Origin of the sequence: Eubacterium sp. AB3007, assembly GCF_000688015.1 — a bacterium.
Classification (GTDB): Bacteria; Bacillota; Clostridia; order Peptostreptococcales; family Anaerovoracaceae; genus Aminicella.
Genome location: NZ_JIAD01000001.1, coordinates 1657286 through 1670558, shown reverse-complemented (window position 1 = coordinate 1670558; position 13273 = coordinate 1657286). Strand labels below are relative to the sequence as shown.

The 13273-nt window shown below is 57.2% G+C and carries 13 protein-coding genes; 12 read left to right on the top strand and 1 reads right to left on the bottom strand.

Features of this window, described 5'->3' with window-relative positions:
* The first annotated feature begins 3 nt into the window (after positions 1-3).
* The 12 genes from accA (at position 4) to mnmE (ending at position 12086) form a co-directional block, all read left to right on the top strand.
* A complete protein-coding gene (gene accA, locus P156_RS13560; RefSeq protein WP_034802399.1) occupies positions 4-819 on the top strand; it encodes a carboxyltransferase subunit alpha in 816 nt (271 codons plus the stop codon).
* Positions 806-1735, top strand: coding sequence for a beta-ketoacyl-ACP synthase III (locus P156_RS0107905; RefSeq protein ID WP_027869660.1), 930 nt, complete (start codon positions 806-808; stop codon positions 1733-1735). Before accA ends, P156_RS0107905 begins: the two co-directional genes overlap by 14 nt.
* A 19-nt stretch (positions 1736-1754) precedes the next feature.
* Positions 1755-2678, top strand: coding sequence for a nitronate monooxygenase (locus tag P156_RS0107900; RefSeq protein ID WP_027869659.1), 924 nt, complete (start codon positions 1755-1757; stop codon positions 2676-2678).
* Entirely contained in the window at positions 2653-3684 is a 1032-nt protein-coding gene (locus tag P156_RS0107895; protein WP_027869658.1) for a nitronate monooxygenase family protein, read from the top strand. The genes P156_RS0107900 and P156_RS0107895 overlap by 26 nt, the downstream gene beginning before the upstream one ends.
* Positions 3685-3688: 4 nt before the next feature.
* Positions 3689-4621 carry an ACP S-malonyltransferase gene (fabD, locus tag P156_RS0107890; protein ID WP_027869657.1) on the top strand — a complete coding sequence of 311 codons (933 nt, stop codon included), beginning with the start codon at positions 3689-3691 and terminating at the stop codon, positions 4619-4621.
* Position 4622: 1 nt separating this feature from the next.
* Positions 4623-5390, top strand: a complete 768-nt coding sequence (fabG, locus tag P156_RS0107885; RefSeq protein WP_027869656.1) for a 3-oxoacyl-[acyl-carrier-protein] reductase — start codon at positions 4623-4625, stop codon at positions 5388-5390.
* A 14-nt stretch (positions 5391-5404) separates the two neighbouring features.
* Positions 5405-6640, top strand: coding sequence for a beta-ketoacyl-ACP synthase II (gene fabF, locus P156_RS0107880; RefSeq protein WP_027869655.1), 1236 nt, complete (start codon positions 5405-5407; stop codon positions 6638-6640).
* Positions 6641-6649: 9 nt separating this feature from the next.
* A complete protein-coding gene (gene fabZ / locus P156_RS0107875) occupies positions 6650-7075 on the top strand; it encodes a 3-hydroxyacyl-ACP dehydratase FabZ (protein ID WP_027869654.1) in 426 nt (141 codons plus the stop codon).
* 41 nt (positions 7076-7116) lie between these two features.
* Positions 7117-7587 carry a MarR family winged helix-turn-helix transcriptional regulator gene (locus P156_RS0107870; protein ID WP_027869653.1) on the top strand — a complete coding sequence of 157 codons (471 nt, stop codon included), beginning with the start codon at positions 7117-7119 and terminating at the stop codon, positions 7585-7587.
* Between the two features lie 591 nt (positions 7588-8178).
* Entirely contained in the window at positions 8179-9918 is a 1740-nt protein-coding gene (locus P156_RS0107865) for an AMP-binding protein (protein WP_027869652.1), read from the top strand.
* An 82-nt stretch (positions 9919-10000) separates the two neighbouring features.
* Positions 10001-10690, top strand: a complete 690-nt coding sequence (locus P156_RS0107860) for a hypothetical protein (protein ID WP_027869651.1) — start codon at positions 10001-10003, stop codon at positions 10688-10690.
* A gap of 16 nt (positions 10691-10706) precedes the next feature.
* Positions 10707-12086 carry a tRNA uridine-5-carboxymethylaminomethyl(34) synthesis GTPase MnmE gene (gene mnmE, locus P156_RS0107855; protein WP_027869650.1) on the top strand — a complete coding sequence of 460 codons (1380 nt, stop codon included), beginning with the start codon at positions 10707-10709 and terminating at the stop codon, positions 12084-12086.
* A gap of 125 nt (positions 12087-12211) precedes the next feature.
* On the opposite strand, the gene P156_RS0107850 is transcribed toward mnmE, so the two are convergent.
* Complete coding sequence (locus tag P156_RS0107850; RefSeq protein WP_027869649.1) at positions 12212-13177, bottom strand: hypothetical protein; 966 nt, start codon at positions 13175-13177, stop codon at positions 12212-12214.
* Positions 13178-13273 lie beyond the last annotated feature (96 nt).

Below are 13273 nucleotides of genomic sequence, written 5' to 3'. Positions count from 1 at the left end.
CCCATGAAAGTACATGATCTGAAAGCAGCAGAACGGGTGAAGCTGGCTCGGAGCCAGGATCGGCCTGTGGTGGACGAGTATGCGGAGGCTTTGTTTCAGGAGCTGATGCTGTTCTCGGGTGATCGCTGCTACGGCGAAGACGCAAGCGTGCTGGGAGGGGTCGGTCTGTTTCATGGCCGGCCGGTGACGGTGATCGGGCACCGGAAGGGAAGAGATCTGGAGGAGAACCTCCGCTTCCGCTTCGGGATGCCTGACCCGGAAGGGTACCGGAAGGCAGAACGCCTGATGAAGCAGGCCGCCAAATTCGGGCGGCCGGTGATCACACTGGTAGACACACCGGGGGCTTACCCTGGAAAGGAAGCGGAGGAAAGAGGACAGGGACAGGCGATCGCCTCCTGTATCCGGACCATGAGCCGGCTGCCTGTGCCGCTGATCGCCGCGTTTGTGGGAGAAGGCGGAAGCGGAGGCGCGCTGGCGTTTGCTGTATCCGACAGGACGATCATGCTGGAGAACAGTATCTACTCGATCCTCTCACCGGAAGGGTTTGCCAGCATCCTGTGGCACGATGGAAGCCGCTGGGAGGAAGCCAGCGAATTGATGAAACTGACGGCCGGGGAGCTGCAGGAGTTGGGGATCTGCGACGAGGTGCTGGCGGAACCCACCTTTGGCAGTGAAGCGGCAAAGGAATACATATTTGATGCACTGGACAGAGCGATCTGGCGGAATCTCGAGCCGCTGCTGAAACGAAGCGGGGAAGATCTGGTCAGAAAACGCTACCGGGAACTGGGACTCTTGGAGAGAAGAAATGGCGGGAATTAGAATCAGAGGATATGGATATGCCCATGGCGACAAAGTCGTGACCAATGACGATCTGGCGGCCATGGTGGACACAAGCGACGCATGGATCAGGGAGAAGACCGGGATCGTCTCCCGGCATTTTGCCGAGCACCGCAGCAACGCGGATATGGCCCAGGAGGCAGCCGAAGGGGCGCTGCGTACAGCCGGACTCACGGCGGAGGATATCGATCTTCTGTTGATCTGCACGTTTACGCCGGATCTGGCCACCCCCTCTCTGGCCTGCCAGGTGGCGGGGCGTCTGGGCACAAAACCGGATATCCTGGCGATGGATGTGAACGGAGCGTGTTCCGGATTCGTGTATGGATGTACGGCAGCGGCCGCGATGCTGGTCGCCGGAAGCGCCCGAAGAGCGCTGGTCATCGGCAGTGAGAAGATCTCCCCGATGATGGATATGAATGACCGCAGGACCTGTATCCTGTTTGCGGATGGCGCTGGCGCGCTGGTCATGGAGTATGACGAGAACGGTCTGTTCGAATCGGTAACGGGCTGTCTTCCGGATGATCAGATCCTGGGATGCCCCAGATTCGACCCGGCGATCTACATGAGCGGGCAGGAGGTATACAGGTTTGCGACCAGTCAGGTGCCGGAGGCCATCGAGACCCTATTGGCGAAGGTTGGGATGGACAGGGAAGACATCGACTATTACGTCTGCCACCAGGCAAACCTGCGCATTATCGACAGCGTCGCCAGGCGTGTCGGTGTGGACCGAAAGAGGTTCTATACCAACATCGAGACCACAGGGAACACCTCGGCAGCCAGCGTGGCTATCTGTCTGAGTGAAATGATGGAGAAAGGGCTGCTGCAGCCCGGCATGCATGTGGTCTGCGCCGGGTTTGGAGCCGGCCTGACATGGGGCGCAATGCTCATGAGAATATAAAAGGAAAGGAAGTAAAGGGATGAACGAACTGAAAGAAATGTTCGGATTGGAGTTTCCGATCTTCCAGGGCGGCATGGCCAATGTGGCGACCGGCGCGTTCGCGGCGGCGGTCTCCAATGCCGGCGCCATGGGGATCATTGGCGCCGGCGGCATGGACGAACATATGCTGCGGGAAGAAATCCGGATCTGCCGGGAGAACACGGACCGCCCCTTTGGGGTCAACCTGATGCTGATGAACCCCAGAGCAGACCAGCTGGTGGAGGTCGTGACAGAAGAGAAGATCCCTCTGGTTACTACCGGTGCCGGCAATCCCGGTAAGTACATGGAAGCCTTCAAACAGGCAGGCTGCCGGGTATTTCCGGTGGTCTCCTCGGTGGCCCTGGCCCGGCGGCTGGCGGCTGCCGGCGCTGACGGGCTGATCGCAGAAGGTTACGAGAGCGGAGGGCACGTGGGAGAGCTCACCACGATGGTGCTCGTTCCACAGGTCGCTGAGGCAGTGGACATCCCGGTGCTGGCAGCCGGAGGCATCGCCAGCGGCAGACAGCTGGCAGCCGCCTTTGTCCTGGGAGCCTGCGGCGCGCAGGTGGGCACCATCATGCTGAGCAGTGAGGAATGCCCGATCCACCCGGCCTACAAGGAGGCTGTGCGGAAGGCGAAATCCAACGACACAGTGGTGACAGGCAGGAGTGTGGGCGCGCCGGTACGGATCCTGAAAAACCAGATGGCAAGAGAGTACCTGAAGCGAGAGCGGGAAGGCGCCGAGAAGATGGAGCTGGAGAAATACACACTTGGCTCTCTGCGCAGAGCGGTCAAGGAAGGCGATGTGAAGAACGGGTCTCTGATGGCGGGACAGGTCTCCGGAATGATTCAGGAGATCCGTCCAGTCCGGGAGATCCTGGAACAGATGGAGAAGGAATATGAAGCATGTATGGCTGACAGATAAACTGAGCGTGCCCCTGATCCAGGGCGGCATGGGGGTCGGTATTTCCATGGGGCGTCTGGCCGGGAGCGTGGCAGCAGAAGGCGGTATGGGGGTGATCTCCACCGCCAGCATCGGGTTTCGGGAGAAGGACTTCTGGACCTCCCCGAAGGTGGCCAACGTCCGGGCGCTGCAAAGCGAGATCGAAAAGGCCCGGCAGATCAGCGGCGGGAAGGGTCTTCTGGCCATTAACGCCATGGTGGCCACCCAGCAGTTTGGCGAGATGGTGCGAACAGCGATCCAGGCGGGGATCGACTGTGTGATCGCAGGCGCGGGCTTGCCCCTGAATCTGCCGGAGCTGGCCGGCTCCGCCGAAGTGATGCTGGCCCCGGTGGTCTCCAGTGGAAGAGCCGCTTCCCTGCTGATGAAGAAGTGGAAACACTCCTGCGGAAGGCTGCCGGATCTGTTCGTGGTGGAAGGGAGCAAGGCTGGCGGACACCTGGGGTTTTCGCCGGACTCCCTGTTCAGTGGGAAGACCCGGGCGCTGCCGGAGATCGTCAGAGAGGTTTGTGAGGCAGCAGAGGGGATCCCCGTCTTTGCGGCGGGCGGCATCAATGATCGGGAGGACATAGGCGCCGTAACGGAGGCTGGTGCTTCCGGGATCCAGGTGGCGACCCGTTTCATCGCTACAGAGGAGTGCGATGCTTCTCAGGGATTCAAGGATGTGATCCTGCGGGCGAAGAACGAGGATGCGGTCATCGTGGAGAGCCCGGTGGGGATGCCGGGACGGGCGGTGGCAAGTCCCCTTCTGGAGAGAGCCTCCAAAGGTTGTCGTCAGGGGGCAGAAGTCTGTGTTGGATGTATCCGTGGATGTGTGCCGGACAAGATCCGTTACTGTATCAACCGGGCGTTGATCGCTGCCTGGCATGGAGATTGGGAGCACGGATTGTTCTTCTGCGGAGCCGATGTGGGAAAGGTGCACCGGATGACCACCGTCAGAGAAGTCATCCGGGATCTGATGGAAAGGTAAGGATATGAAGACAGGAATAGTATTTGCAGGACAGGGAAGTCAGTATGTTGGCATGGGGCAGGACTTCTATGAGAAGGAACCGGCCTTCCGGGAGATCTTTGATCTTCTGACCAGGGAAGAGCGGGAGGCTGCCTTCCACGGACCGGAGGAGACCCTCCGGGAAACGACGATCACGCAGCCGGTGATGCTGGCCTTTGCCATGGGGGTCTATCGTGTGCTCCAGGAGAGGAGCGGAGGATTCTCCCCTGCGATGGCGGCAGGGCTCAGTCTGGGGGAATATTCCGCCCTGGCAGCAGCTGGCGTGTTCGATGCGGAGACGGCACTGACGCTGATCCGGCGCCGGAGCCAGCTGATGGCGGGGTGTGCCAGTCAGGAAGAGACAGAGATGTCTGCCATCATCGGTCTGGACCGGGAGACCGTGGAAGCGGCATGTGCGGCCGGCAGAGAAGTAGGACGAGTCGAGGTGGCCAACTACAACTGCCCGGGGCAGATGGTGGTCTCCGGCTCTGCGGAAGGAGTTACCGCCTGTGAAGAGTATCTGAAGGCCCAGGGCAAAGGCAGATGTGTACGTCTGTCCGTCAGCGGGCCCTTCCACACCTCCTATATGGAGCCAGCCGAACGCGGCCTGCGGGAGTATTTTCAACAGGTTTCGTTCCAGTCCATGGCATTTCCAGTGCTCTTCAACTATCTCGGCGATGTCTGCCCGGAGGGGACCAGCGTGAAGGAATTGCTGGCCATGCAGGTGAGCCACAGCGTGCGGTTCGAAGAGACGATCCGCCGTATGAGTGAGGCCGGGATAGAGAGAGTGATCGAGATCGGACCGGGCAAGGTTTTGTCCGGGTTTATCAGAAAAACAGATCGCAGTATCGCGCTGATGCAGATCGACAAAGCAGAGGATCTGGACAAGGTGGCCGCGGTGCTGAGAGAGGAGAAATAAGATGAAAGAGGATGCTGGGAAGTTTCTTGCTGAGGAAAGGCAGGTCGCGCTGATCACGGGGGCCAGCCGTGGCATCGGAAGGGCGGTGGCTATCCGTCTGGCAAAGGATGGCTGTGATGTGGTGTTGAACTATGCCGGTCGCCGCGAGGCAGCAGAAGAAGTGGCAGAGATCTGCAGCTACGCCGGTGCGGAGGTGCTGCTGGTCCAGGGGGATGTCTCGGATCCAGAAGCCTGTGAGGACATGGTCCGGCAGTGCCTGGATCGATTCGGGAGGCTGGATATCCTTGTCAACAACGCCGGGATCAACAGAGACGCCATCCTGATGAGAATGAGCGAGGAAGACTTCCGGAAGGTGATCGATGTAGATCTGATGGGAGTGTTCTTCATGATGAAGGCGGCCGCCAGGACCATGGTGCGTAGTCGTTACGGACGCATTATCAATATCTCCTCTGTCTCAGGTCTGATGGGCAATGCGGGACAGGCCAACTACAGCGCCGCCAAAGCCGGCGTGGTTGGACTGACCAAGGCGTATGCCAGAGAGGTGGCCACCCGGGGGATCACGGTGAATGCGGTGGCACCGGGCATGATCCATACAGAGATGACGGAAGAGATGCCTGCCCAGGCGGTGGAGGCCGTGCTGCAGGGCGTTCCAGCGGGTCGAATGGGAGAACCTGAGGATATCGCGGGAGCGGTGTCCTTCCTGGCCGGCAGAGAGACCGGGTATGTGACCGGCCATGTGCTCTGTGTCGATGGCGGGATGTGTATGTGACGGAGGATAAGAAAATGAGAAAAAGAGTGGTCATTACAGGCATGGGGGCCGTGTCCCCTTTAGGAAATAATGTCCCGGAGATGAGCGAGCACGCTTTTGCGGGAGTGTGCGGGATCGGAGAGATCACGTCCTTCGACGCATCCGGGCACAAAGTCAGCGTAGCGGCGGAAGTGAAGGACTTTGACCCTTCGGCGTATTTTGACAAGATGGAAGCCAGGCGGACCGCCCGGTTCACGCAGTTTGCAGTCGCTGCATCGATGGAAGCGTTCCGACAGAGCGGTCTGGACATGGAGAAGGAAGACTCGGTGCGCTGCAGCGTCTATCTCTCCAGCGGGATCGGCGGTCTGGGGATCATCGAGCGGGAGCATTCGCGTGGGCAGAAGAGGGGCTTCGATATGGTGTCTCCCCTGTTCGTCCCCATGGCCATCACCAACATGGCAGCGGGGCTGACGGCGATCCGCCTCGGGTTCCGGGGCAGCTGCAACTGCATCGTGACTGCCTGTGCCTCGGCCTCCAACGCGATCGGCGAGGCGTTCCACGCGCTGCGGGACGGCTATGCGGATGTGATCCTGGCCGGTGGTACGGAGAGCTGCATCACGGAGCTGGGCATCGGTGGATTCACCTCGATGAGGGCTTTGTCCGAGGCGAAGGATCCGGCGCGGGCGTCGATCCCCTTCGACAAGGAGCGAGCCGGATTCGTGATGGGCGAAGGCGCCGGCGTGCTGATGATGGAGACCTACGATCATGCGGTGGCCAGGGGCGCTGAGATCCTGGGAGAGATCGTGGGCTACGGCGCAAGCTGCGACGCGCACCACATGACCGCTCCCAGAGAAGACGGCGAAGGCGCGGCCGATGCTATGTGTCTTGCCATGGAAGACGCGGCGGTGTCCCCCCAGGAGATCGGCTACATCAACGCCCACGGTACCGGCACCCCGCTGAACGACCGGTGTGAGACGCGGGCGGTCCGGAAGGCGTTCGGGGAGGCGGCAGAGGATCTGGTGATGTCCTCCACAAAGTCTATGATGGGCCATGCGCTGGGAGCTTCCGGTGGACTGGAATCGATCCTGACGGTGGAGGCGCTGCGAAAGCAGATGGCGCCGCCCACGATCAACTATCAGGTGCCGGATCCGGATTGTGATCTGGATATCGCGCCGGGGAAGGCCAAGGCTTTCCAGGGAGAGTACGCCATGAGTAATTCCCTGGGATTCGGCGGACACAACGCCTCGCTGGTATTCCGGCGGGCAGAGTAGGAGGTATGTATGAAACTGAACATCCAAGAGATCCGGCAGATCCTTCCCCACAGGTATCCCTTCCTGATGGTGGATCGGATCACCGATATGGAACCGGGCAAGTATGCCTATGGGATCAAGTGTGTATCTGCGAACGAAGGGCAGTTTACGGGACACTTTCCCAACTATCCTGTGATGCCTGGGGTGCTGATCCTGGAGGCGCTGGCGCAGACAGGGGCCGTTGCGCTTTTGTACGAAGAAGAGAACCGTGGCAAGCTCGCCATGTTCGGCGGCGTCCGGCAGTGCCGGTTCAAGCACGAGGTCCTGCCGGGAGATGTGCTGGAGCTCTACTGCGAGATCGAGTCACGGCGGGGGCCGATGGGCTTTGGAAACGCGGTGGCTAGCGTGGATGGAGAGATCGTAGCTCAGGCGAAATTGTCGTTTGTCATTAAATGATGACTCTGGTATAATAGGTACGTAAAGGAGGCCGAGACCCTATGTTAGAGAAGAACCTGACCAGAGTTTACAACAAGTTCAAACTTCATCTTTACGGCCAGTTCCTTCGTGAGCCGGATGAGAAACAGGAGGACTCTCTCTCTGTACAGGAGATCGTGTACCTGGAGTTGATCATCGCGTTGCGGCGTCCTACGATCAATGATTTTGCGCATTACGCCGGGCTGTCAGGCCCCAACGCCGCCTACAGGATCAACCGGCTGATCAACAAGGGCTACATTTCCAAGATCCAGTCTAAGAAAGACAAGCGGGAGTACCACCTGCGTCCCATGCCGAAATACCGTGAGAAATACGGATCCGCGCTGGATTATCTCAATCTGGTGGCAGCGCGCATGAAGGAACGGTTCTCTCCAGAGGAGATCGAGCAGTTTGATCAGATGCTCCACACCGTGGTGACGGAGCTGATGCCGGAGATGCACAGCCTCAACACCAATCGCGTTGCACGGGAAGAGTGAGTGTAGCAGTTAGTGGAACAGATCCTGTTTTGTTCCGCTAACTGATGGAAAATCTCATATCGCGGAACTGAGTTCCGCAAACCAGAAAAAATACGCCAATCGCGGAACAAATCCTGTGTTTTGTTCCGCAAACGCGAAATAAATCGCCAATCGCGGAACTGAGTTCCGCAAACCAGAAAAAATACGCTAATCGCGGAACAAATCCTGTGTTTTGTTCCGCAAACGCGAAATAAATCGCCAATCGCGGAACAGGGTTCCGCAAATCAGAAAAAATACGCCAATCGCGGAACAAATCCTGTGTTTTGTTCCGCAAACGCGAAATAAATCGCCAATCGCGGAACAGGGTTCCGCAAACCAGAAAAAATACGCCAATCGCGGAACAAATCCTGTGTTTTGTTCCGCAAACGCGAAATAAATCGCCAATCGCGGAACAGGGAACCATTCACCGCCTCCGGTGCTTGCTAAACAAGGACTCTTCGGATCTCTTTCTCTTTCCCTTTTTCTTTTGCGTAAGAAATTAATTAAAAAACTTGAACCATCCCGTATGTTGTGGTATACTTTCTTCGTTATTGTGGAAAGGAGTGCATGACGATGAGCGAAAACATCAAGGTCGGGCAGCTGAAGCCTGTATACCCCTCGGAGGAGCATGCGCACGTGAAGGCGCTGTTGGATTTCACGGTAGAGAAATACGGGGAGGACAAAGCCTTTATATTTAAAGAGAAGCGCGCCAAGCGCGGAGAAAAACAGGAATACAGGGAGGTCACCTTCCGGGAGTTGCGGGACGAGGTACAGGCGCTGGGAACAGGGCTTTGTGCCATGGGCGTGAGGGATACCCGCATTGCCATCATCGGAGAGAACTCATACGGATGGCAGCTGGCCTACCTGGCGACCATGTCGGGGCTGGGCATCGTGGTACCGCTGGACAAGGGGCTGCCCTATGCGGAGCTGAAGACTTCGCTGGACAAGAGCCAGAGCAAGGTGCTGATCTTTGACAAGAAGCACCGGGCGCTGGCGGATCAGCTGAAGCAGGAGGAGAGCACGGTGGAGACGTTCATCTGCATGGATAGCGGAAGCGAGTTCCTGTGCTACGCGCAGATCCTGGAGCATGGGCGCCGGCTGCTGGCGGAGGGGGACGACACGTTCCTGAAACTGCCGGTGGATCGTGAGGCGGTGGCGGCACTGATCTTCACCTCCGGTACTACCAGCGCGGCCAAAGCAGTGATGTTGAGCCAGCGGAATATCATGTTCAATATATATGCGCTGAAGCAGGTGGAGAATATCGAGTACGGGGACGTGAACATCGCCCTGCTGCCGTATCACCACACCTTTGGAGGCAGCTGCCAGCTGCTGATGTATGCCTGCGGATCCACCACCGTCTTCTGCGACGGGCTGAAGTATCTGCAGAAGAATTTCCAGGAATACCACGTCTCGGTGTTCGTTGGCGTGCCGCTGCTGATGGAGGCCATGTACAAGAAGATCCTGGCGGCAGTGAAGAAGCAGGGGAAGGAGAAGACCTTCCGCCGGGGCATCCGGATTGCGAAGGTGCTCCGCAAGGTGGGCATCGATGTTCGTCGCCGCCTGTTCAAGGATGTTTTGAAGGAGCTGGGCGGAGAACTGCGCATGGTGGTCAGCGGGGCTTCGGCGCTGGATGCGGCGGTCATCAGAGGATGGTCGGAGCTGGGCGTGGAAGTCGTCCAGGGCTACGGCATGACAGAGTCTGCGCCGGTCATCGCTGGAGAGAATCTGTTCACCCGCTCACCGGGATCCATCGGTCTGGGACTGCCGGGCATGGACGTGGAACTGGATGCTCCCAACGAGGAAGGTGTGGGTGAGATCATCGTCCGCTCTCCCAGCGTGATGATGGGGTACTACGAGGAACCGGAGGAGACCGCCAAGGTCCTGCAGGACGGATGGCTCCACACGGGGGATCTGGCCTATCTGGACAAGAAGGGCTGTATCCACATCTGTGGGCGTTCCAAGAACGTGATCGTGCTGAAGAACGGCAAGAACGTCTATCCGGAGGAGATCGAGACCATCCTGGAGGAACTGCCCTACGTGAAGGAGAACATCATCTACAGCGAGGTGCGCCGAGAGGGCGCGGACGACAAGGATCAGGTGCTGGTGGCCAAGATCGTCTACGATCCGGAGGTGATGGAGGGGTCCTACGGGGCGACCACCGAAGAGGCTGTACGGGCTGTGGTCGCGGCGGACCTGGATCGTATCAACGAGGACATGCCCAAGTACAAGCACGTCCACCGGTTCAGCGTACAGACCGAGGAGATGGTGAAGACCACCACCGGAAAGGTAAAGAGATATCAAGAGACAAAATAGTCCGGGCATCCGGGCTATTTTCTTTTGGGCGTTCATGGTATAATGGAAAAGAGAAAGCAGTCGACAAGGAGAGGAGATGTTTATGATGGAAAGAAAGCTAAGTATGAGGCTCGCCGTTGCGTTAGTGTGCATCGCAGCTCTTTTGTTCGCAGGTGCCGCGCCGGTACATGCCTCAGAGAAATCCGACGGCAAGAACATGAAGAAGGTCCTGAAGTATTACAAGAAGGCCCAGTACTCCAAGGTACGGAAATACGCCAAGAAGATGCGCAAGCACGCCAAGGAGAAATGCGTTGCGACCATGCCGGCGGATATGAGGCAGGCCTATCTGCAGAAGGTCAAACACTACGTCAACAAGTACGGCATCGATACCAACTACGGAGAGCCCTTCGTATGGGGTTATTTTCTGACCGATATCGACAACGACAAGAAAGCCGATCTTCTGGTGGAGCTTGGCTCCTGCGAAGCGGACGTGAAGGTCCTGGTCTTCCGCTACAAGGCTGGAAAAGTGAAGAAGGTGGGATCGGTCGGGTGCGATCACACGGCCTTCGCCGCTTACCCGAAACACAAGGGCATCGTCATGCACTGGGGGCACATGGGATACGAAAGCCTAAACGTGCTGACCGTCAAGAAGGGTAAACTGAAAATCAATAGATATGGCCACCGGGAACTCGGCCCCAAGGATAACCTTATCAAAATGCGCTGTTATCTGAATTCGCACATCACATACGATAAGCAGTATAATCCGTCTATCAGCTACAAAGATCTGACGTAATCGCAGGGGAGACATCATGGAAGAAACCATCGCAGCCATCGCCACACCCCTCGGAGAGGGCGGCGTCGGCATGATCCGCATTAGCGGCGAGAACACAAGACAAGTCATGGAGGAGGTCTTTCGGCCGGCGGGAGCACAAAACCTTGTCCCCCGGCGCATGACGTACGGACATATCGTGGATGCCGGGGCGCGCGGTGAGGCCCCTCAGGTCATCGACGAGGTGCTTGGCGTGTTCATGCCTGCTCCGGCCACCTATACCTGTGAGGACGTGGGGGAGATCTACTGCCACGGGGGACAGATCCCCCTCCGGCGGACCCTTGCGTTGATCCTCCGGGCGGGAGCACGGATGGCGGAGCCGGGCGAATTCACCAAGCGCGCGTTTCTGAACGGGCGCATCGACCTGGCCCAGGCGGAGGCGGTGATGGATCTGGTATCCGCCCGGGCGGACAAAGCCTTCGATGTGGCGCTGGATCAGCTGGAGGGCGTTTTCTCGGAAAAGATCCGGAGCATCCGTGCCATGCTGGTGGACATTCTGGTGGATCTGACCGTGAACATCGACTACCCGGATGAGGATATCGAGGAGATCACCTACGAGAAACTGACAGAGGGTCTCGCTGGAGTGAAAGGCGAACTGGACAGGCTGCTTGCCGGTGCGGACAGTGGACGTATCCTGAAGGAAGGGCTGCGTGTGGCCATCGTGGGGAAACCAAACGTGGGAAAATCCTCACTGATGAACGCCTTGCTCCGTGAGTCCAGGGCAATCGTCACCGACATCCCCGGAACCACCCGGGATACCATTGAGGAGCAACTGTCCATCGGTGGGGTGCCGGTGGTGCTCACCGATACCGCCGGGATTCGGGAAACGGAGGATCAGATCGAATCCATCGGGATCGAGCGTTCCAAGAAGAGTTTCAACGAGGCGGATCTGGTGATCCACGTGGTGGACGGCAGCCGGCCGCTCAGTGCAGAGGATCGGGAGATCATGGACCACCTGGAACCGGGTCGGTCCCTGGTGGTCATCAACAAGCAGGACCTGGAGCAGGTGGTTTCTTTTGATGAGATTCGGAGGATGCTCCCGGACATAAGGGTGCTCCCATTATCCGCCAGAGAGATGAACGGGCTGATGGAGCTGGAAGGCTTTGTGCAGGAGCAGGCGGGCCTGGGACATTCACGGACTGAGGATCCCCTGGTGACCAACATCCGACACCGGGATCTGCTGGAGAAGGCGGCCCAGTCCATCGCCGATGCCCAGGCGGTGACCGATTTGCAGGAACCGCTGGAGATCATCGAGATCGACGTGAACAGTGCCTACGGAGCACTGGGAGAGATCCTGGGAGAGGAGACCGCGGGAGATATCCTGGACGAGGTTTTCTCCCGGTTCTGTCTGGGGAAATAAAACAGCCGGGACGTCAGTGCGGTTTGTCTGTGCGGTGTCCCGGATTTCTGTAGCGCTCCTTGTATTTACCGAGTTCCTTTTGTAGTTCTTTGTAGCGATCGGTGGTACGGTACTCCCTGGTGATCTTACGCTTGAATTCGGACCATACCTTCGTTGACCTCCTCGTCTGACACAAAGATATTCTTCGTTTCCGCATAGTGAAGAATTGCTTCCGTTTCGATCAGAGATTGTGCCGGATCTGAATCTGAAAAGCCGTGCGCGTTCATTTCTTCTGAAACATAATAGTACGGGTAAAGACTGTCTTTCTTCATTTTCTGCTGGAGCTCTGATTGTTCCATCTCAATGCGAACGATTTCCTTGATGCGATCAAAATCTTCGTCCTGACTGTCCGCGGTGGTTTTGCTCTTATATTTCTTCTTTATGTTGGACAACGATTTTTCAAGGTCTTTGTAGTTGGCACTTCCCTTGTATTTCGTGACTATTGTTTCAACGTACTTGTCCCATTCGGCCTGTATCTTTTTTTCTCTTTCGGCCTGGTCTTCTTCCGTGACTTTTCCGGTAACATCATATCTGGCCAGGAATTGTTGGTACACGTTTTCTACGGTTTGGCTCACTCGGTAAGCGTCCGTATTGTTTCGCAGGATCTGCTCATACGTTGTGTCATATTTCTGCGCGGCCCTCTGATATTCGTCGTATTCCTCGGAGTCTTTGAAGTCTCTTATTAGCTGGTCCATATATTTTTCGAGGTCTTTGTCGGTAGGCTCTATTCCTTGTTTCTTTGCATACCAGCAAAGCGCTTCTGTTTGAACGATCTCCTTCGCGATCTCATCATCGGTCGTCTTGTCGTTTCGCGCTTTGGCATATTCTTTTTGTATGACGAAGTACGTATCGAGGGGATCCTGTCCTTTCTTAGAAAGCATGTCGCCTTGAGTCTTCTGTATCCGAACGATCTCCTCAATACTCATGCTGCCGTTTTCTCCTTGGGAATTATAGTGTGGCTTTGTAATAGACCATATAACTATTCCAAGAATAAGCATACCCACTATGATCGTAAAGACTGCCAATTTGTGTGGAAGATGGTTGATGTGCATAGTGTCCTCCTGGTCATATAGAGTTGCTATAACCGTTAGTCGAGACTATTTCTCTTATTGTTTTGATAGATTAATATACTTAGATGTCTTTTCGAT